At 63.3% G+C, this 20,087-nt stretch carries 17 protein-coding genes; 13 read left to right on the forward strand and 4 right to left on the reverse strand.

The features are described 5' to 3' along the window. Positions 1-33: 33 nt before the first annotated feature. The 4 genes from NKH43_RS22100 to dps all read left to right on the forward strand — a co-directional run bounded on the left by NKH43_RS22100 (position 34) and on the right by dps (position 3,921). Positions 34-954: a LysR family transcriptional regulator gene (locus NKH43_RS22100; RefSeq protein ID WP_023718073.1), complete on the forward strand. Its 921-nt coding sequence runs from the start codon at positions 34-36 to the stop codon at positions 952-954. Between the two features lie 76 nt (positions 955-1,030). Next, positions 1,031-2,038: an LLM class flavin-dependent oxidoreductase gene (locus NKH43_RS22105; protein WP_352859881.1), complete on the forward strand. Its 1,008-nt coding sequence runs from the start codon at positions 1,031-1,033 to the stop codon at positions 2,036-2,038. Next, entirely contained in the window at positions 2,035-3,288 is a 1,254-nt protein-coding gene (locus tag NKH43_RS22110; protein ID WP_352859883.1) for an LLM class flavin-dependent oxidoreductase, read from the forward strand. The genes NKH43_RS22105 and NKH43_RS22110 overlap by 4 nt, the downstream gene beginning before the upstream one ends. Before the next feature lie 144 nt (positions 3,289-3,432). Next, a complete protein-coding gene (dps, locus tag NKH43_RS22115; RefSeq protein WP_023718076.1) occupies positions 3,433-3,921 on the forward strand; it encodes a DNA starvation/stationary phase protection protein Dps in 489 nt (162 codons plus the stop codon). 9 nt (positions 3,922-3,930) lie between these two features. On the opposite strand, the gene xdhC is transcribed toward dps, so the two are convergent. The 4 genes from xdhC to uraH form a co-directional block, all read right to left on the reverse strand. Beyond that, positions 3,931-4,893 carry a xanthine dehydrogenase accessory protein XdhC gene (gene xdhC / locus NKH43_RS22120; protein WP_352859933.1) on the reverse strand — a complete coding sequence of 321 codons (963 nt, stop codon included), beginning with the start codon at positions 4,891-4,893 and terminating at the stop codon, positions 3,931-3,933. Between the two features lie 62 nt (positions 4,894-4,955). After that, positions 4,956-7,307, reverse strand: coding sequence for a xanthine dehydrogenase molybdopterin binding subunit (xdhB, locus tag NKH43_RS22125; RefSeq protein WP_352859934.1), 2,352 nt, complete (start codon positions 7,305-7,307; stop codon positions 4,956-4,958). Further along, positions 7,307-8,788 carry a xanthine dehydrogenase small subunit gene (xdhA, locus tag NKH43_RS22130; RefSeq protein WP_352484368.1) on the reverse strand — a complete coding sequence of 494 codons (1,482 nt, stop codon included), beginning with the start codon at positions 8,786-8,788 and terminating at the stop codon, positions 7,307-7,309. The genes xdhB and xdhA overlap by 1 nt, the downstream gene beginning before the upstream one ends. Before the next feature lies 1 nt (position 8,789). Beyond that, the gene (uraH, locus tag NKH43_RS22135; RefSeq protein ID WP_023676223.1) at positions 8,790-9,164 is read right to left on the reverse strand and encodes a hydroxyisourate hydrolase; all 375 of its coding nucleotides are present in this window, start codon (positions 9,162-9,164) and stop codon (positions 8,790-8,792) included. A 173-nt stretch (positions 9,165-9,337) separates the two neighbouring features. Here uraH and puuE point away from each other — a divergent pair, with 173 nt between their 5' ends. From puuE to NKH43_RS22180, 9 genes are all read left to right on the forward strand, one after another. Continuing rightward, positions 9,338-10,771: an allantoinase PuuE gene (gene puuE, locus NKH43_RS22140; RefSeq protein ID WP_023718080.1), complete on the forward strand. Its 1,434-nt coding sequence runs from the start codon at positions 9,338-9,340 to the stop codon at positions 10,769-10,771. Between the two features lie 63 nt (positions 10,772-10,834). Further along, complete coding sequence (locus tag NKH43_RS22145) at positions 10,835-11,683, forward strand: bifunctional allantoicase/(S)-ureidoglycine aminohydrolase (protein ID WP_023718081.1); 849 nt, start codon at positions 10,835-10,837, stop codon at positions 11,681-11,683. Then, positions 11,680-12,183 (forward strand): ureidoglycolate lyase, encoded by a 504-nt coding sequence (locus tag NKH43_RS22150; RefSeq protein ID WP_023718082.1) that lies wholly within the window; start codon positions 11,680-11,682, stop codon positions 12,181-12,183. Before NKH43_RS22145 ends, NKH43_RS22150 begins: the two co-directional genes overlap by 4 nt. Then, positions 12,183-12,776, forward strand: coding sequence for a nucleoside deaminase (locus NKH43_RS22155; protein ID WP_352859884.1), 594 nt, complete (start codon positions 12,183-12,185; stop codon positions 12,774-12,776). The genes NKH43_RS22150 and NKH43_RS22155 overlap by 1 nt, the downstream gene beginning before the upstream one ends. Before the next feature lie 85 nt (positions 12,777-12,861). Then, positions 12,862-14,844, forward strand: coding sequence for a CocE/NonD family hydrolase (locus NKH43_RS22160; RefSeq protein ID WP_352859886.1), 1,983 nt, complete (start codon positions 12,862-12,864; stop codon positions 14,842-14,844). A gap of 155 nt (positions 14,845-14,999) precedes the next feature. Then, entirely contained in the window at positions 15,000-16,589 is a 1,590-nt protein-coding gene (locus NKH43_RS22165; RefSeq protein WP_352859888.1) for an ABC transporter substrate-binding protein, read from the forward strand. 16 nt (positions 16,590-16,605) lie between these two features. Then, positions 16,606-17,565: an ABC transporter permease gene (locus NKH43_RS22170; protein ID WP_352859890.1), complete on the forward strand. Its 960-nt coding sequence runs from the start codon at positions 16,606-16,608 to the stop codon at positions 17,563-17,565. 10 nt (positions 17,566-17,575) lie between these two features. Then, positions 17,576-18,400, forward strand: coding sequence for an ABC transporter permease (locus NKH43_RS22175; RefSeq protein WP_352859891.1), 825 nt, complete (start codon positions 17,576-17,578; stop codon positions 18,398-18,400). Continuing rightward, complete coding sequence (locus NKH43_RS22180) at positions 18,400-20,085, forward strand: ABC transporter ATP-binding protein (protein WP_352859893.1); 1,686 nt, start codon at positions 18,400-18,402, stop codon at positions 20,083-20,085. Before NKH43_RS22175 ends, NKH43_RS22180 begins: the two co-directional genes overlap by 1 nt. Positions 20,086-20,087: the final 2 nt, after the last annotated feature.

Here is a 20,087-nt window from a genome sequence, read left to right on the forward strand (position 1 = left end):
CATACGCAGCCACATGAGAGCCCCGAAAGCCGCATGGCCTATCTCGATAACATCGCCGTTTTTGTTCGCGTCGTCGAACTCGGCAATTTGTCGGCGGCTGGGCGCGACATGCGCATTTCGCCGGCGGTCGCTTCCAACCGGATCAAGGAGCTCGAGAAGCATCTCGGTGTCAGGCTGTTCAACCGCACGACGCGGCAGTTGATGCCGACCGAGCACGGCACGGTGTTCTATTCCGGCGCCAAGCAGGTGCTCGAGGCGGTCACCGAGGCCGAAGCTGCGGTCAGCGCGTTATCCGGCCAGCCGCGCGGCACCATAAAGGTGACAGCGCCGCTCGGCCTCGGGCGGAGACTGGTGGCATCCGGCATCCCGGACTTCCACGACAGATACCCAGATATCGAGGTGCGGCTCCGGCTTTCCGACCACAATGTCGATATCATGAAGGAAGGCATCGACGTTGCGTTCCGGCTGGGCATCATCGAGGATTCCAGCCTCAGGATGCGCGGCATCATGGACTGCGAGCGAGTGCTGGTGGCGGCTCCGCAATATCTGGAGGCGCGCGGCGAGCCGAGCGAGCCGAGCGAGTTGATCGGTAAGAAGCACGATTGCCTGATGCTGCGCTATTCCGGCGCGCGCGAATATGTCTGGACCCTGCAGACGCGGAACGGGCCGCAAAAGTTCGAGGTGCACGGCCCCTACGATACCGATGACGGCGACGTGCTGACCGGCTGGGCGCTGTCCGGCCGCGGCATCATCAACAAGCCGCGCTTCGAGGTCGAGCCGTTTATCCGCGACCAGCGGCTGAAGGTGATCCTGAGCAAAACGCCGCCGACGCCGGTGCAATTCGCCGCCGTCTACCCGCATAAGAAGCTGCAGGATCCGAAGGTGCGGCTGCTGCTCGACTTCATGGCCGAGCGCTGCCAGCGGCTGATCAGGGATATTCTGGCCGGCAAATGATCGCCGGCTGGCCGGTTGCTTTCCGTCCAGCCGGCGAAGATATTTCTTATGGAATCTCACTCACCAGGGAAGACCGATGGCCAGCGGCGCCAGAATGCATCTAGCCGTTTCACTAGCTCCGGAAACTGCTCCCTCCTCTCCGTCCGACGTCGTTCCGGATTTCAGTCTGCTGACGCGGTCCGTGCAAAAAGCCGAAGCGGCCGGCCTGGATATGGTGTTGCTCGCCGATTCCGCGCCGGTTGCAGGCGGACCGAACCGGCAAATGCGCTTCGAAGCAACGACCTTGCTGGCAGCGCTGGCGACGGTGACAAGCAGGATCGGTCTCATCGCCGCGGCGTCAATGGTCGCCCACCAGCCCTATAATCTCGCGCGCCGTTTCGCTTCGCTCGACATTATCAGCCATGGCCGCGCCGGCTGGAACGCCAGCATGATGCCCGACCCGCGCGAGGCGGCCAATTTCAGCCGACCGGAAGGGTTTTCCGGCGACGCATTCCGCCTGCGCGCCGAGGAATTCGTCGGCATCGTGCAAGGCTTGTGGAAAGGCTGGGACGCAGACGCGCTTCTGTTCGACAAAAGTGGCGGCCGCTTCTTCGATCCCGAGAAGATGCACCTTCTCGACCACAGGGGCGAATATTTTTCTGTGCGCGGGCCGCTCAACGTGGCGCGGTCGCCGCAGGACACGCCGGTGCTGGTCATGTCCGGCCTGTCCGAGCCCGACATGGATATCGCCGCCCGCACCGCCGATGTTGTCCTGCTAGACCAGCGATCGATCGACTGGGCTGACGATCTGAAGCGCCGTGCGCTTGCCTTCGGGCGCAGGCCGGAGGGGCTGAAGGTGCTGATGAATGTTGTCACGGATGGCGAGATGGCCGCCATGCCGGATATGTTTGCGGATAGGCTCGAAGAGTGCTTTCGCTCGAAAGCCTGCGACGGTTTCAACATCGCCGTGCCGCTCACGTCGGCGCTCGACGATTTCATCGGTCTCGTGCTGCCGGAGCTTCGCCGCCGCGGCCTTGTCCGGTCCGGCTACAGCGCGGCGACACTGCGGGCCCATCTCGGGCTTGCAGGGGAGGATCGGCAATGAGCGCCGGTCGAGGCCAGATGAAGCTCGGCGCCTTCCTATGGGCGACAGGCCACCACATCGCCGCCTGGCGCCATCCGCAGGCGCATGTCACGGCTGGCATCGACATCGATCATTACATCCAGCTGGCGCGGACGGCGGAAGCGGCGAAGTTCGACATGATCTTCTGCGAGGACGCCGCCGGTGTGCGCGAGGCCAATGTCGACATCGCCAGCCAAACGTCGCGCTCGATTGGCTTCGAGCCGATCAGCCTGCTTGCGGCGCTCGCGGTGCAGACGGAGCGCATCGGCCTCGTCTCCACGGCATCGACGAGTTACAACGAGCCTTACGGGCTGGCGCGGACCTTCCTGTCGCTCGACCATCTGAGCGGCGGGCGTGCCGGCTGGAACCTTGTCACTTCGGCCAGCCAGATCGAGGCCGCCAATTTCGGCTCGACCGGTCTGCGCCCGCATGCGGACCGTTACGGGCGGGCGCGCGAATTCGCTGCCGTGGTTGCCGGCCTTTGGCGAGGCCAGGGTGGACACGAAGGCAGAAGTTTTTCGGTGCGTGACCCGCTCGATCTGCCGCGCTCGCCACAAGGTGCACCGGTCATGGTGCAAGCGGGAGCGTCGGACGAGGGTCGTGACCTCGCCGCCCGGACCACCGACGTGGTCTTTACGGCGGCGCAGACATTCGAGGAAGCGAAGGCCTTCTACGACGACCTCAAGGCACGGCTGACTGCCCATGGGCGCAAGCCGGACGACGTCAAGATCATGCCCGGCGTCGCGCCGGTCGTCGCGGCAAGCGAAGCGGAAGCCCGGGCAAAACATGATGAACTGCAGGAGCTGATACCGGACGATGTCGGTGTCGCGCTGCTTTCCAGCTATCTCAGCATATCCGATCTCGCGCGCTATCCCATCGACGGACCGCTGCCCGAGCTGCCGGCCAGCGAAGGCATGCAAAGCCGGCAGGCGCTCGTCATCGAGCAATCGCGCCGCGACAACCTGTCCATTCGCCAGCTTGCCCGTCATTTCGCCGGCGCGCGCGGCCATTGGCGCGTCGTCGGAACTCCGGCCCAGATCGCCGACCAGCTCGCAGCACGCTTCGAGGGCGGCGCGGCAGACGGTTTCAACCTGATGCCATCCTATTTTCCCGGCGAACTCGATGCCTTTGCCACGCTTGTCGTGCCGGAGCTGCAGCGGCGCGGTCTGTTCCGTACGGATTATGACGGCAGCACGCTGCGCGACCATCTGGGCTTGAAAAGGCCAGCGTAAACGACGAGCGGAACGAAAGTCGGAGATCGCCGTTTTGGGATGCTGTGCCGCGGCGATGAGGGCGTCTGCGCGCATGTTCGATTGACCTTCCACAACCTTCGCCCTCTTCAAACCACGCGGACGCAACCGCCACAGGAGCCGATCATGGATGCCATCGCCACCCGCAACGACCTGCAATCCAATGCCAAGAAAGAGTGTATCGATCTTCTCAACGCCCGCCTCGCCGACGCCATAGATCTGGCCTTGATCACCAAGCAGGCGCACTGGAACGTCAAGGGGCCGCAATTCATCGCCATCCATGAGATGCTCGACACGTTCCGCGAGGAGATCGACGGACATGTCGACACCATTGCCGAGCGCGCCGTACAGCTCGGCGGCACGGCGCTCGGCACATCGCAGGAGGTGTCGAAGGCGACTATGCTCGAGGCCTATCCGACCGACATCCACAAGACCCGAGATCATCTGGCGGCGCTGATCGACCGCTATGCCGCGACCGCCAAGCGGGCACGCGCGGCGATCGACGAAGCGGCGGGAGCGGGCGACGCCGACACCGCCGACATCTTCACCGCCTATTCACGCTCGCTCGACAAATTGCTGTGGTTCCTCGAGGCACACACGCAGGAACAGGAATAGAAGGAAACGTCAGCCCGCCATCGCCTTGCCACGACGTGCTTTGGACGGAGCTGCCGGTTCTATCGCGTGGGCGGCCAACGCCGTCATGATCTCGGCTGCGGCGAGTGCGGCGATCACTTGCGGGCGCTTGTCCTTGACGGCATCGCCGCCGATCGGCGAGACGAGGCGGTCAAATTCCGCCTCGCTTCCGTCCGCCGACTTAAGGAACCAGTTCCGAAACGTCGCCTTCTTGGTTTTGGAGCCTATCATGCCGACATAGGCGGCATCCCGGCGTTTCAGCGCCTCGGCGACGATCAGGAAATCCAGCGCGTGGTCATGGGTAAGGACGACGAAGGCGGATCCAGCCGGGGCTTCGCGCACCATCGCCTCAGGCATCGGCGTCAAACAGGTTTCGACCGTGTCTGGCATGCCCTCCAGCGCTTCGGCTCGCGTCTCGGCAATGACGACATGCACCGGCAGCAAAGCCACCGCCGAGGCCAACGCATGGCCGACATGGCCGCCGCCGAAGATGTAGACATGCGGCAGCTGCGCCTCCTCGGCTTCCGCCGCCGCGACCAACTTGGCCTCAAGCGCGGCGTCAACCAGCCGGATCAGCACCTCGACCCTGCCGCCGCAGCACTGCCCGATCTCCGGGCCGAGCGCGACGTCGAGCGTCGCGACAGCGTTGCGGCCAGCCCCCTTCTCCCCGTAACTATACGGGGAGAAGGGGCCGGCAGGCGGATGAGGGGCGGCGCCAGCCTCGACAGATTCGCCAGAACCTGAGGCCGATCGACCAAGCATCTGCCGCGCTTTGTCGATCGCCATATATTCGAGCTGGCCGCCGCCGATCGTGCCGAAAGTGGCCGATCCTGAGACGAGCATGAAGGCACCCCTCTCGCGCGGCGTCGAGCCTTTTGTCCCGGCCACCTCAACCAAGGCGACCCGGCAGGCACCGGCAAGAAAGGCTTTCAGGCTCTGCATTTTCGCGTTCATCATTCGCGTTCCCTGTTGGGAAATATAGAGTTTTTCGGCCTGAATTGCACGTTTTCCGGGATTCAAGTGCCGGTCCTGGCTTCTCGCTTCAGCCGTTCGATCGCCATCAGCACCCGTTCCGGCGTGGCAGGCGGGTCAAGGCGCGGGCAGATCTTGTGGCCAGCAACGCTCGCCACCGCATCCGACAGCGCATGCAGCACCGACATTGCGAGCGGAAAGGGCGGCTCGCCGACCGCCTTGGAGCGGTGCACCGTCGGCTCGCCTGCTTCCGCCCAGTCGGCCAACGTGATGTTGAAAATCTTCGGCCGGTCCGAAGCGAGCGGGATCTTGTAGGTCGACGGCGCATGGGTGCGCAGCCGCCCCTTGTCGTCCCACCACAGTTCCTCCGTGGTCAGCCAGCCCATGCCCTGGATGAAGCCGCCCTCGATCTGGCCGAGGTCGATGGCGCGGTTCAGCGAACGCCCGGTTTCGTGCAGAATATCGGTGCGCTCGACGACATATTCGCCGGTCAGCGTGTCGACTGAAACTTCCGAGCAAGCCGCGCCATAGGCGAAATAATAGAAGGGGCGACCCTCGCCCTTGTCGCGGTCCCAATGGATTTTCGGCGTCTTGTAAAAGCCAGCCGCCGAAAGCTGGATGCGCGCCATATAGGCCTGCCTGACGAGATCGGCGAAGGCGATCTCCTGATTACCGATGCGCACCCGGTTTGGCAGGAATAGCACCTGGTCGCGCGGCACCTGGAATTTCTCGGCGGCGAAATTGGTCAGCCGGTCCTTGATCTGGCGGGCGGCGTTCTGCGCCGCCATGCCGTTGAGGTCGGAGCCGGAAGACGCGGCAGTGGCCGAGGTGTTCGGCACCTTGCCGGTCGTCGTCGCGGTGATCTTGACCTGATCGAGGTCGATCTGGAACTCTTCCGCCACAACCTGCGCCACCTTGACATAGAGGCCCTGCCCCATCTCGGTGCCGCCGTGGTTCAGGTGCACTGAACCATCGGTATAGACATGCACCAGCGCGCCGGCCTGGTTGTAATGGGTGGCGGTGAACGAGATGCCAAACTTGACCGGCGTCAGCGCCAGTCCCCGCTTGATGAAGCGGCTGTTGGCATTGAAAGCATCGATGGTGCGGCGGCGCCTTGCATAGTCGGAACTCGCCTCCAGCTCGGCGACGATGCGGTGGATGATGTTGTCCTCGACCGTCTGGTGGTAGGGCGTGATGTTGCGGTCGCTGGTGCCGTAGAAATTCTTCTTGCGGATTTGGAGCGGGTCCTTGCCGACGGCAAACGCGACTTCGTCGATGACGCGCTCGGCGCCGACCATGCCTTGCGGGCCGCCGAAGCCGCGAAAGGCGGTGTTCGATACCGTATTGGTGTAGAGCGGCGCCGATTGCGCGTGCACCGCCGGCCAGAAATAGGTGTTGTCGCAATGGAACAGCGCGCGGTCGGTGACCGGGCCGGAGAGGTCGGCCGAGAAGCCGCAGCGCGCCGCGAACATGAAATCTACGCCGAGAATATTGCCCTCATCGTCGAAGCCGACCTCGTAGTCGACGAGGAAATCGTGGCGTTTGCCGGTGGCGATCATGTCGTCGTCGCGGTCGGGCCGGATTTTCACGGCCCGATGATGTTTCTTCGCGGCGATAGCGGCCAATGCCGCAAACTGATTGCCTTGCGTTTCCTTGCCGCCGAAAGCGCCCCCCATCCGGCGGATTTCCACCGTCACCGCGTGGCTCGGAACACCGAGCGCATGGCTGACCATGTGCTGGATTTCGCTCGGGTGCTGGGTCGAGGAATAGATGGTGACGTCGTGGTCCTCGCCAGGGATGGCCAAGGCGATATGACCCTCGAGATAGAAATGCTCCTGGCCGCCGATGCGCATCTGCCCTTTCAGCCGGCGTGGCGCTGCCTTGATCGCAGCCGCTGCATCACCGCGCTTCAGGGTCAGCGGCGGCGTGACCAGCTTGTCTTTCCGGGGATCGAGCTCGCCAATATCGGCGACGAACGGCAATTCCTTGTATCCGACCTTGGCCAGCCTCGTCGCCCGGCGCGCCTGCTCGCGGGTTTCGGCGATGACGCAGAAGATCGGCTGGCCGAAGAATTGCACCTTGCCGTCGGCAAGCACCGGCTCGTCGTGGCGGCCGGTCGGCGAAATATCGTTTTCGCCGGGCACGTCGCTCGCCGTCAGCACGTCGATGACGCCGGGTGCGGCGCGGACCCCCGACAGGTCCATGCTGGTGACGGTGGCATGCGTCGCCGCCGAAAGCCCAAGACAGCCGTGCAGCGTGCCGGCCGGTTCCGGCATGTCGTCGATATAGACGGCCGTGCCACTGACATGCTTGTGCGCGGAATCATGGCGCTGATCGGTGGCGACGCCGCCGGCGATTTTTTGCGCCTTCAAGTTCGGAGTGGCGTGCTTGTTCATCATGCCGCCTCGTGCCGTGATACCTGGATCGGCGCCCGGGTGCCCATGGTTTCGGCAAAGAAGCGCAGCAGCAGGTTGCGCGCCGCCAGCGCCCGGTATTCGGCGCTTGCCCGCATGTCGGTCAGCGGGGTGAAATCGCCGGCGTACGCGGCCATCGCCGCCTCGACCGTCGCTTCCGTCCAGGGCTTGCCAAGCAATGCCTTTTCTACGCCAAAGGCGCGCTTCGGCGTTGCCGCCATGCCGCCATAGGCGATGCGTATCTCCGCCACCGTGCCGTCCGCGGCCAGCGTCAGGAAAAACGCGCCTAGCGCTGCGGTGATGTCTTCGTCGCGGCGCTTGGTGATCTTGTAGACGGCAAATTTCGTCTCGCTGCCCGGCAGCGGAACATGCACGGCCTCGACGAATTCGCCGGGCTGCCGGTCCTGTCGGCCATAGGCGATGAAAAAATCTTCGAGTGGGATCGTCCGCCGCTTGTGGCCGCGACGCAGCGTCATGCGGGCACCGAGTGCGATCAGCGGCGGCGGCGTGTCGCCAATCGGCGAACCGTTAGCGATATTGCCGCCGATGGTGCCCATGTTGCGCACCTGATCGCCGCCGATGCGGTCGAACAGCGGGCCTAGCGCCGGGATGCATTTTGCCAGCGTCGAGAAGGCTTCGCTATAGGTGACACCGGCGCCGATCGAGATGACGCCCTTGTCCTCGGACATCCCGCACAGACCATCGAGATTGCCGATGAAAACCGCCGGCGAAATATCGCGCATGTGCTTGGTCACCCAAAGGCCGACATCGGTCGAACCGGCGACGATAGTGGCGCCCGGCTCCTCGACCAGCACGCTGGCGAGATCGTCGGCATTGGCCGGCACGATCAGCCGCTTGTTGCCGGAGCCGATCTCAATGCGCGAACCGTCCTTCATCGCGTCGAGCTTGGCCGTGACTGCCTTGCGCTCGGCCGCCAACGGATCCTTTGCCGCCTTGCCGTAGCTGGAGATGGCACGTGCGGCGCGCATGATCGCCTCGTAGCCGGTGCAGCGGCAGAGATTGCCTTGCAGTGCCTTTTCGATGGCGGCGTCCGACGGCTCCGGCGACCGCATCCACAGCGCATAAAGCGACATGACGAAACCCGGCGTGCAGAAGCCGCATTGCGAGCCGTGGAAATCGATCATCGCCTGCTGCACGGGGTGCAGTTTTCCTGCGTCGCCGCGCAGATGCTCGATGGTCACGACATGCGTGCCGTCTAGCGAGCCAAGGAAGCGGATACAGGCATTGACGCTTTCATAGACCAGTGTTCCACCGGAGAGCCTGCCGACCAGCACCGTGCAGGCGCCGCAGTCGCCCTCGGCGCAACCTTCCTTGGTGCCGCGCAGCGAGCGGTCGAGCCGCAGCCAGTCGAGCAGTGTCTGGTCGGGTGCAACCGTGCCGAGCGCGACGTCCTCGCCATTGAGGATGAACCGGATTTCGTTGCGTGTCTTGATCCCGGCCATCTCAGCTTCCCCGGTAGGTCGAATAGCCGTACGGCGACAGAAGCAGCGGCACATGATAGTGCATCGGCTCGGCCATACCGAAGCGGATGGGCACATGGTCGAGGAAGGCCGGTTCCGGCAGTTTTGTCCCCTGCCGGCGCAGATAATCGCCGGCCGCAAAGACCAATTCGTATTCGCCGGTACGGAACTCCGCGCCGGCAAGCAACGGAGCATCGCAACGGCCGTCATCATTGGTGACGACCGTTTTCAGATGCGTCCGGGCCTGGCCGTCAAGATGATAGAGCTCAATCGACAGACCGGCCGCCGGTTTGCCGGCCGCGGTGTCGAGGACATGGGTCGTCAGGCGCCCGCCTTCGGCTTTCGACGTTTCCGCCACTGGCTGCTCCATTCCCTGCACAGTCGAACACTATTCATGAATTGTGCGCCAATTAAAGGCGATGCATAAGTCCCGGTCGAGCGGAGCGCGACAAAAACACTTTCAAAAATTTCGGGGGAATGCGCAGGCACTCCTTTCGACTATCCTGATCACAATTTCCGGCAGGAGCGAGAATGCGTTACGAACGAGACATGCGCGGCTACGGAGCCAATCCGCCGGATCCAAAATGGCCCGGCGGGGCGCATGTCGCGGTCCAGTTCGTCGTCAATTACGAAGAGGGCGGCGAGAATTGCGTCCTGCACGGCGACAAGGCCTCGGAGGCTTTCCTGTCGGAGATCGTCGGCGCCGCGCCCTGGCCCGGCCAGCGCCACTGGAACATGGAATCGATCTACGAATACGGCGCCCGCGCCGGCTTCTGGCGATTGCTGCGCCTGTTCAGCGCGGCACAGGTGCCGGTCACCTGCTACGGCGTCGCCACGGCCCTGGCGCGCTCGCCCGACCAGGTCGCAGCGATGCAGGAGGCCGGCTGGGAGATCGCCTCGCACGGGCTGAAATGGATCGACTACCGCGACCACGCGCCAGAAGACGAGCGCCGCGACATGGAAGCGGCGATACGGCTGCATTATGAGGTGACAGGCGCGCGGCCGACCGGCTGGTACACCGGCCGCACGTCGATCAACACGGTGCGTCTGGCGGCGGAAGAAGGCGGCTTCGACTATGTGTCGGACACCTATGACGACGAACTGCCCTACTGGTTCGAGCATGTGACACCGAACGGGTCGGCGAAGCCGCAGCTGGTCATCCCCTATACGCTCGACGCCAACGACATGCGCTTTGCCACGCCGCAGGGCTTCAACTCCGGCGACCAGTTCTTTGCCTATCTCAGGGATAGTTTCGACACGCTCTATGCCGAGGGCAAGGCAGGGCGGCCGCGCATGATGAATATCGGCCTGCACTGCCGCCTGGTTGGGCGGCCGGGCCGGGTCGCGGCACTGAAGCGCTTCATCGACTACGTCAAATCACACGACAAGGTCTGGCTGGCACGGCGCATCGACATTGCAAAACATTGGCAGGAGACGCATCCGTTCCGGTTGCCGGCATTGCGCCCGTCGAAAATGGAATTCGAGGCCTTCGTCCACGCATTCGGCGGCGTCTTCGAACATTCGCCGTGGATTGCCGAGCGCGCCTACGAGTTGGAACTCGGCCCGGCGCATGACAGTGCCGGCGGCCTGCACAACGCGCTCTGCCGCGTCTTTCGCGCGGCCAGCGAGGCCGAGCGGCTTTCCGTGCTCAATGCCCACCCCGACCTTGCCGGAAAACTGGCGCAGGCCAAGCGGCTAACCGCGGAATCCTCCAGGGAACAGGCTTCGGCCGGGCTAGACGCGCTGACCGACAACGAGCGCGAGCTGTTCGCAAAGCTCAATGCCGCCTACGTCACCGGTTTCGGTTTCCCGTTCATCATTGCGGTGAAGGGCAAGACCAAGGAGGACATCCTGGCCGAGTTCGAAACGCGTATCGGCAACAGCCGCGATGTCGAATTCGAAACCGCCTGCAGACAGGTCGAGCGCATCGCGCTGCTTCGTCTCAAGGACATGCTTCCACAATAGGCTTTGGCTGCCGCGATGGGCCCTGGCTTCCGCAACAGGCTTGAATTTATGGATATGATGAAAATGGCCGAGCGAACCTATTATGCGCCGCAGGGCGGACATCCCGGCCAGAGTGAATTGCTGACCGGACGCGCCGTGTTCACACAGGCCTATGCCGTAATCCCCAAAGGCGTGATGCAGGACATCGTCACCAGCGCCTTGCCGTTCTGGGATGGGACACGGGTCTGGGTGCTGTCGCGGCCGCTGTCGGGTTTTGCCGAGACGTTTTCGCAATACATCGTCGAGCTCGCGCCCGGCGGCGGCAGCGACCGGCCAGAACCGGATGATGATGCCGAGGGCGCGATATTCGTGGTTGAAGGCGAGCTGAGCGTGTCGCTAGCCGGAAAGAAGCATGTGCTCAGGCCGGGCGGGTTCGCGTTTCTGCCGCCAGCGAGCGGGTGGACGGTGCGCAACGAAAGCGGCGCTGCCGTCCGCTTCCACTGGATCCGAAAGGCTTACGATGCGGTCGACGGCATCGAGCTGCCGCAAGCGTTCTTCGCCAACGAACAGGATATCGTACCGACGCCGATGCCAGGTACCGAAGGCCGCTGGGCAACAACGCGCTTCGTCGATCCTGAAGACATCCGCCACGACATGCATGTCACCATCGTGACGCTCGAGCCGGGCGCGGTCATTCCCTTCGCCGAGACGCATGTCATGGAGCACGGGCTTTATGTGCTGGAGGGCAAGGCGGTCTACCGTCTCAACCAGGACTGGGTCGAAGTCGAGGCCGGCGACTATATGTGGCTGCGCGCCTTCTGCCCGCAGGCTTGTTATGCCGGCGGGCCAGGCAAATTCCGCTACCTCCTCTACAAGGACGTGAACCGCCACGCCAAGCTCGGCGGTGTGGGCATCGAGGGTCGCGCGCGGTGATCCGCATCGTCGCGCGGCCGCTGACCCGCGAGAATTTCGCCGAATTCGGCGACGTCATCGATATGGGCGGCGACAACCATTATCCGATCAATGGCGGCAAGGCCGAGCGCTATCACGATCTCGCCACCGCTGAAGCACGAGGGCCGAATGCGCACGTGCTGATCTCGATGGTGCGTGGCACGCCCTATGAGCTGCCGTTGAAGCTTACCATGGTCGAGCGCCATCCGTTTGGCAGCCAGGCCTTCATTCCGCTGTCACCACGGCCGTTCCTGGTCATCGTCTGCCATGACGGCGAGGAAGGCCCGGGCGAGCCGCATGCGTTCATCACCGCGCCCGGGCAAGGCGTCAACTATCCACGCAATTTGTGGCACGGCGTGCTGACGCCGATCGGCGAGCCCCAGGACTTCCTGGTCGTCGACCGGGGCGGCGACGGCTCCAACCTCGAAGAGTGCCACTTCTCGCACGCCTATGAGATTCATCTTCCCGATGGGAGCCGGTGATGGCTGACATTTCGCTGATCGACCGCCTGCTCGACGTCATAGAGCACGACATCGTGCCGAAGACGGCGAAGGGTGTCGCGCATGGCAACAAGTTGTTCGGCGCGGCGATCCTGCGCAAGGACGACAGCTCGCTGGTGCTTGCCGAAACCAACAATGAGACGGAAAACCCGCTGTGGCACGGCGAGGTGCATTGCCTGAAGCGCTTCTACGAAATGCCGAAGGCCGAGCGCGTCGACACCGCGGATGCCATCTTTCTCGCCACGCACGAACCCTGCTCGCTCTGCCTGTCGGCGATCACCTGGACCGGCTTCGACAATTTCTACTATCTGTTCAGCCACGAGGATTCGCGCGACAGTTTCGCTATCCCGCACGATTTGAAGATCCTGAAAGAGGTCTTCACCCTCGATCCCGGCGGCTACAATGCCGAGAATGCCTATTGGAAGAGCTTTTCGATCCGCAGACTGGTGCGATTGCTGTCGGGGCCTGAGCGCGAGCGGCTGGAGGCGCGGATCAGCGCCATCTCGGCAATCTACGACGAACTGTCCGGCGCTTACCAGGCGAGCAAGTCCGAAAACGACATCCCGTTGAATTGACGCGGATTGACCAGCCGAATTCGTTGGCTGGCCCACGACGACATCCTGCGGACTCCATCATCTGGCGCTCCTGGAGTCTGCCCGCATGAAAATCGTCACTGAATTCCCACGAAAGATCGTCGAATTTCCGGATATGGGGATCGTCATGCCGGACGGCTGCCGGCTGTCGGCGCGGGTGTGGATGCCGGCCGATGCCGCCGACGATCCGGTGCCGGCAATCCTCGAACATCTGCCCTATCGCAAGCGCGACGGCACGATCTATCGTGATCAGCTGACGCATCCCTATTTCGCAGGCCACGGCTACGCCTCGATCCGCGTCGACATGCGCGGCAACGGCGATTCCGAAGGGCTGATGGACGATGAATATTCCGAGCAGGAATTGCAGGACGCTTGCGACGTCATAGCCTGGGCGGCGGCGCAGCCCTGGTGCAACGGCAATGTCGGCATGATGGGCATTTCGTGGGGCGGCTTCAACTGCCTGCAGGTAGCAGCCAAGCAGCCGGCGGCGCTGAAGGCGGTTATCAGTCTCTGTTCGACAGTCGACCGCTACGCCGACGACATCCACTACAAGGGCGGCTGCCTGCTGATCGAGAATTTCGGCTGGGCTTCGACCATGCTGTCCTATTCGTCGCGGCCGCCGGATCCGTTGCTGGCCGGCGACAACAGATGGCGCGACCTGTGGCTGACCCGGCTGGAGAACCAGCCCTTCCTGGCGCCGCTGTGGTTGAAGCACCAGCATCGCGACGCCTATTGGAAGCCCGGCTCGATCTGCGAGGACTATCCGGCCATCCATGCCGCGGTGCTGTCGATCGGCGGCTGGCATGATGGTTATCGCAATACGATTTCCCATCTCGCCGCCAATATCGAGGCGCCGGTCAAGGGCATCGTCGGCCCGTGGATTCACAAATACCCGCACTACGCCGCGCCCGAACCGCGCATCGGCTTCCTGCAGGAGGCGTTGCGCTGGTGGGACCGCTGGCTGAAGGACCTCGACACCGGCGTAGAGGCCGACCCGGCCTACCGCGCCTATGTGATGGACAGCGTGCGTCCGGCGCGCTGGCATCCCGAGCGGCCCGGCCGCTGGGTCGCTGAATCGGAATGGCCGTCACCCAACATCAAGGCGCAAGAGGTTGAGCTTATGGCTGAAGGCAACCACGCTATCGTCGCTTCGCCGCAAAACTGCGGCCTTGCCGGTGGCGAATATTTCCCCTTCACCTTCGGCCCGGAACTGCCGGGTGACCAGCGCCCCGACGATGCGCTGTCGGTGTGTTTCGACCAGCCGGTGCTGAACGAAGCGATCGACATCGTCGGTGCTCCCGAAGTTGCGGTCAGGGTCTCGGCGGACCGGCGCCAGGCGAACATCGCGGTTCGGCTGTGCGACGTCCATCCGGACGGAGCGTCGGAGCTGATCTCCTACGGCGTGCTCAACCTGACGCATCGCAACTCGCACGAATTTCCCGAAGCGCTGGTGCCCGGCGAAATCGTCAACGCCCGGGTGGTGCTCGACCAATGCGCCTATCGCGTGCCGGCCGGTCACCGCTTGCGTGTGGCCATTTCCAACAGCTATTGGCCGATGATCTGGCCGTCGCCGGAGCCGGTCCGGCTGGAATTGTCGGCCGCGACATTGATGCTGCCGCTGCGCCCGCCGGCGACAGGCGACGAGGTCACCTTCCCCGCCCCCGAAGGCGCCACGCCCTGGGCAACCGAAACGGTCCGCGCCGCCAATTCCGAGCGTCATGTCGATCGCGACGAAAAGACCGGAATGATCACGCTTTCCATCGTCGACGATTTCGGTGAGGTGCGCGACCTGGAACACAGCCTTGCCAATGGCAGCATCGCGAGAGAGACGTGGGCGATCCATCCTGACGATCCGCTGTCAGCCTTGGGCAAGACGCATTGGACCCAGACGCTGTCGCGAAATGAATGGTCGGTGCGCACCGAAACCTTCGCCGAAATGCGCTCCGACGCGCAAAGCTTCATGGTTAGCGCCAGAATTGAAGCCTATGAAGGCGAGAAACTGGTCTTCGAACGCAACTTCGAGGAGAAAATCCCGCGCGCACTGCTTTGAGCGCTTATAGCGATTGGTCCAATTGCGACGCACGATTTACGCCACGGCATGTCGCATTCGGTCTTGCTTACCGCTTTCCCTTACGGTCATTATTCTCCCGATAGAAATGAGAAAAAACGACCATAAGGTCGGACCAACAGAGTGAGGAACTCAACATGTCAAACGAACTGGAATATCTGAGCCGGCGCGTTGCGTCCGGCAAGCTGAGCCGTCGCGATTTTCTCGGCCGGGCGGCAGCGCTCGGTGTCACCGCAACCTTCGCCAACTCGCTGCTTTCAAACGCGGCGCGTGCCGCAGGCCCGGTCAAGGGCGGCACGCTGAAGGCCGGCCTGGTCGGCGGCTCTTCGGCCGACAGCCTCGATCCGGCCCTGTTCCTGACCCAGGTGCCGTTCGCCTTCGGCAAGATGTGGGGCGAACTGATCGTGGAGCTTTCCCCGGAAGGCACTCTCGAGAACCGCATCGCCGAGGAGATCGGCTCGTCGGACGACGCCAAGACCTGGACGCTGAAAATCCGTGACGGCGTCGAATTCCACAATGGCAAGACGGTGACCGCCGAGGACGTGGCCGCCACGCTCGAACGTCATTCGGACGAAAAGTCGAAGTCCGGTGCACTCGGTTACATGAAGGGCATCGAGAGCATCAAGGTCAGCGGCAAAGAAGTCGTTCTGACGCTGAAGGAGGCCAATGCCGACCTTCCTTATCTGCTCAGCGACTACCACCTGATTATCCAGCCCAATGGCGGCAAGGACAAGGCCGACGCCGGCATCTCGGCCGGGCCTTACAAGGTCACTACCAACGAGCCTGGCGTGCGTCATGGCGGCGAGCGTTTCGCCAACTACTGGCAGGGCGACAAGATGGGCCATGCCGACCAGGTCGAGGTCATCGTCATTAACGATGCCACGGCGCGGACGGCCGCCCTGCAGGGCGGACAGGTCAACATGATCAACCGCGTCGAGCCGAAGATCGTCGACCTGATCAAGCGTCTACCCGGCGTCACCATCCGCAACCATGCCGGCCCTGGCCACTACGTCTTCATCATGCACTGCAACACCGCGCCATTCGACAATAACGATCTGCGCATGGCGCTGAAGCTGGCGATCGACCGCGAGGAGATGCTCGACAAGATCCTCAGAGGCTACGGCTCGCTCGGCAACGACTTCCCGATCAATGCGGCATACCCGCTGTTTTCCGATGATATCGAGCAGCGCAAATACGATCCCGACAAGGCAAAGTTCCACTTCAAGAAGTCGGGCCATGACGGCTCAATCTTGCTCAGAACATCGGACGTCGCCTTCCCGGGCGCTGTCGACGCCGCGCAGCTCTATCAGCAGAGCGCGGCCAAGGCCGGCATCACGCTGGAGATCAAGCGCGAGCCGGGCGACGGCTACTGGAACGAAGTCTGGAACAAGCAGCCCTTCTGCGCCTCCTACTGGGGCGGACGCTCGACGCAGGACCAGATGTATTCGACCGCCTACCTGTCGACGGCCGACTGGAACGACACACGGTTCAAGCGTCCGGATTTCGACAAGATGGTGCTGGCGGCTCGCGCCGAACTCGACGAGGCGAAGCGCAAGGCGATGTATCGCGACATGGCTGTGATGGTGCGCGACGAGGGCGGCCTGATCCTGCCGATGTTCAATCAGTTCATCGACGCGACGGGCGCCAAGGTTGCCGGCTGGGTCGACGATCCGCATCAGGAGCTGATGAACGGATACGCTCTGGCAAAGTGCTGGCTCGAAGCCTAAGCCCGGCCTTGCGGATATGTCCTCACCCATCGCGAAACTTGTGGCCCAGCGCATTGCGCTGGGCATTCTGCTGCTGTTGGCCGTTTCGGTCCTGATCTTCGCCGGCACCCAGATCCTGCCCGGCGACGTCGCGCAAGCCATCCTCGGACAGTCGGCGACCCCGCAGTCGCTCGCCAATCTGCGCGAGCAGCTCGGTCTCAACGATCCGGCCTATATCCGCTATTTCCGCTGGCTCGGCGGCGTGCTCACCGGCAATCTCGGCACGGCGATGTCGAGCGGGCAAGATATTGCGACCTCGATCAAGGGGCGGCTGTGGAATACGTTGTTCCTCGCCTTCTGGGCGGCGATCGTGGCGGTGCCACTGGCGATCATCCTCGGCCTGATCGCAGTGCGCTACCGCAATGGCTTGGTCGACAAACTGATTTCCGGATTGGCGCTCGCCTCGACGTCCTTTCCCGAATTCTTCATCGGTTATGTGCTCGTCTATTTCTTCGCCGTGAAGTACCAGATCTTCCCGGGCATCTCGACCGTCTATGACGGAATGCCTTTCGGCGAACGCATTCTGGCGATCACGCTGCCGGCGGCGGCGCTGACCCTGGTGGTGCTCGCCCATATGATGCGCATGACGCGCGCCGCGATCCTCAACGTCATGCAGTCTGCCTATGTCGAGACGGCGGAGCTCAAGGGGCTGTCGGCCTTCGCCGTCATTCGCAGGCATGCCTTTCCCAATGCGATTGCACCTATCATCAACGTCGTCATGCTCAACCTCGCCTACCTGATCGTCGGCGTTGTCGTCGTCGAAGTGATCTTCGTCTATCCAGGCATGGGGCAGTATCTCGTCGACCACGTCACCAAGCGCGACGTGCCGGTGGTGCAGGCGGTGGGGCTGATCTTTGCCGCCGTTTACATCAGCCTGAACATCATCGCGGACATAGCGGCGATCGTCGCCAACCCGCGCCTCAGACATCCGAAATGAGGGGGCGGGTATGCTCGTCATAAAACGCATTCCCATCCCGGCGCTGATCGGGCTAGTGCTGACGGCGTTGTTCGTGCTGGCGGCGATCTTCGCGCCATGGATCGCGCCGCATGGCAATGGCGAGATCATCGGCGATGTCTGGGAACCAATGTCGGCGACGCATTGGCTGGGCACCGACAATCTCGGCCGTGATCTGTTGTCGCGCATGATTTACGGCGCCCGCATCACCCTGTTCATCGCGGTGCTGGCGACGGCGCTGTCGTTCTCGCTCGGTGCCATCCTCGGCTTCTCGGCCGCGGTGTTCGGCGGCTGGTTCGACACGCTTCTGTCGCGTCTCGTCGATCTCCTGATGTCGATCCCGACATTGATCATGGCCCTTGTCGTGCTGTCGGTGCTGCCATCCAATCTGGTGACGCTGATCCTGGTCATGGGCGTTCTCGATTCGACCCGCGTCTACCGCCTGTCGAGGGCGGTCGCCGTCGACATCAACGTCATGGACTATGTCGAGGCGGCCAAGCTGCGCGGCGAAGGCAGCGGTTGGATCATCTTACGCGAGATCCTGCCCAATGCGCTGTCGCCGCTGGTTTCTGAACTCGGCCTGCGTTTCATCTATGCCGTACTGTTCCTGTCGACGCTCTCCTTCCTCGGCCTTGGCGTGCAGCCGCCTAGCGCCGATTGGGGCGGCATGGTCAAGGAAAACAAGGACGGCATCGTCTTCGGCATAGCCGCCGCCCTCATTCCGGCGGCGGCGATCGCCGCACTGGCGATTTCCGTCAATCTGGTCGCCGACTGGGTGCTAAACCGCACGACAAGCCTGAAGGGAGGACGCGGGTAATGGCTGACAAGCAACCGAGGCCCGGGCAACCGAAGCCCGGGCAACCGAAGTCCGGCGTGCTGCTCGACATCCGCAATCTGCGCATCGAGGCCACGGTATATCCGCCGGGCGAGGCGCCGAAGAACATCGTGCTGGTGCACGATGTCTCGCTGACGCTGGAAAAGGGCAAGGTGCTCGGATTGATCGGCGAGTCCGGCGCCGGCAAATCGACCATCGGCCTGTCGTCGATGGGCTACGGCCGCGGCGGCGTGCGCATCACCGGCGGCGAGGTCATCCTCAATGGCCGCGACATCCTGAAGGGCGGCAACGAAGGGTTCCGCAAATTGCGCGGCCGCGAGGTCTGCTATGTCGCGCAATCGGCGGCAGCTGCCTTCAACCCGGCGCACAGGCTGATGGACCAGGTGGTCGAGGCAGCACTGCTGCACGGCACGGCGACGCGGGCCGAAGCCGAAAAGCGCGCCGTGGCGCTGTTCAAGAAGCTCAGCCTGCCGAACCCCGAAAGCATCGGCGAGCGCTTCCCCCACCAGGTGTCGGGCGGTCAGCTGCAGCGCGTAATGACGGCAATGGCGCTGTGCTCGGAGCCCGACCTGATCGTCTTCGACGAGCCGACCACGGCGCTCGACGTGACGACGCAGATCGACGTCTTGGCGGCGATCAAGGATGCCATCCGCGACACGCATGTCGCGGCGCTCTACATCACCCACGATCTTGCCGTCGTCGCCCAGGTATCGGACGAGATCATGGTGCTGCGCCACGGCCGGCTGGTCGAATGGGGCGGCACGCGCCGGATCATCAAGGAGCCGCGCCAGGAATACACCAACGCGCTGGTTTCAGTGCATGAGATCGAACATCAGGAGCAGAAGCCCGGCACGAGCCCGTTCCTGTCGGTCAAGAACATCACCGCCGCCTATGGCCGCAGCCACATCAAGGTGTTGAAGAACGTCTCGGTCGATATTTTCCCGGGCCAGACGCTGGCGGTGGTCGGCGAGTCCGGCTCCGGCAAATCGACGCTGGCGCGCGCCATCACCGGCCTCTTGCCGCCCGAACAAGGCACCGTCACCTTCGACGGGCGGCCGCTCGCCAACCGGCTTGCCGACCGGCCGAAAGAGGATCTGCGCCAATTGCAGATGATCTACCAGATGGCCGATGTGGCGATGAACCCGCGCCAGACGGTCGGCACCATCATCGGCCGGCCGCTGGAATTCTATTTTGGGATGCGCGGGCGCGAGCGCGACAAACGCGTCGCCGAACTGCTCGACAAGATTGAAATGGGCAAAGGCTATATCGACCGCTATCCGGCCGAGCTTTCGGGCGGCCAGAAGCAGCGCGTCTGCATCGCCCGCTCGCTCGCCGCCAAGCCGAAGCTGATCATCTGCGACGAGGTGACCTCGGCGCTCGATCCGCTGGTCGCCCATGGCATACTGGAGCTGCTGCTCGGGCTGCAGAAAGAGGAAAACGTCGCCTATCTGTTCATCACCCACGACCTGGCCACGGTCAAGTCGATCGCCGATTCAATCGCGGTGATGTATCGCGGCGAGGTGGTGCGCTACGGCGCCAAGAGCACCGTGCTGACGCCACCCTTCGATGCCTACACCGATCTTTTGCTGTCGTCGGTGCCCGAAATGGAGATCGGCTGGCTGGAAAAGGCGATCAAGGGACGGCGCATGGCCAGCGCGGGAAATTAGAC

Source organism: Mesorhizobium sp. M1163, from assembly GCF_040318415.1.
Taxonomy (GTDB): Bacteria; Pseudomonadota; Alphaproteobacteria; order Rhizobiales; family Rhizobiaceae; genus Mesorhizobium.

Bases quoted from the DNA above. Each gene is read 5' to 3' on its own strand.
- NKH43_RS22100 (WP_023718073.1), top strand. From the start codon at position 34: ATGGCCTATCTCGATAACATCGCCGTTTTTGTTCGCGTCGTCGAACTC.
- NKH43_RS22105 (WP_352859881.1), top strand. From the start codon at position 1,031: ATGGCCAGCGGCGCCAGAATGCATCTAGCCGTTTCACTAGCTCCGGAA.
- NKH43_RS22110 (WP_352859883.1), top strand. From the start codon at position 2,035: ATGAGCGCCGGTCGAGGCCAGATGAAGCTCGGCGCCTTCCTATGGGCG.
- dps (WP_023718076.1), top strand. From the start codon at position 3,433: ATGGATGCCATCGCCACCCGCAACGACCTGCAATCCAATGCCAAGAAA.
- xdhC (WP_352859933.1), bottom strand. From the start codon at position 4,893: ATGAACGCGAAAATGCAGAGCCTGAAAGCCTTTCTTGCCGGTGCCTGC.
- xdhB (WP_352859934.1), bottom strand. From the start codon at position 7,307: ATGAACAAGCACGCCACTCCGAACTTGAAGGCGCAAAAAATCGCCGGC.
- xdhA (WP_352484368.1), bottom strand. From the start codon at position 8,788: ATGGCCGGGATCAAGACACGCAACGAAATCCGGTTCATCCTCAATGGC.
- puuE (WP_023718080.1), top strand. From the start codon at position 9,338: ATGCGTTACGAACGAGACATGCGCGGCTACGGAGCCAATCCGCCGGAT.
- NKH43_RS22145 (WP_023718081.1), top strand. From the start codon at position 10,835: ATGGCCGAGCGAACCTATTATGCGCCGCAGGGCGGACATCCCGGCCAG.
- NKH43_RS22155 (WP_352859884.1), top strand. From the start codon at position 12,183: ATGGCTGACATTTCGCTGATCGACCGCCTGCTCGACGTCATAGAGCAC.
- NKH43_RS22160 (WP_352859886.1), top strand. From the start codon at position 12,862: ATGAAAATCGTCACTGAATTCCCACGAAAGATCGTCGAATTTCCGGAT.
- NKH43_RS22165 (WP_352859888.1), top strand. From the start codon at position 15,000: ATGTCAAACGAACTGGAATATCTGAGCCGGCGCGTTGCGTCCGGCAAG.
- NKH43_RS22170 (WP_352859890.1), top strand. From the start codon at position 16,606: ATGTCCTCACCCATCGCGAAACTTGTGGCCCAGCGCATTGCGCTGGGC.
- NKH43_RS22175 (WP_352859891.1), top strand. From the start codon at position 17,576: ATGCTCGTCATAAAACGCATTCCCATCCCGGCGCTGATCGGGCTAGTG.
- NKH43_RS22180 (WP_352859893.1), top strand. From the start codon at position 18,400: ATGGCTGACAAGCAACCGAGGCCCGGGCAACCGAAGCCCGGGCAACCG.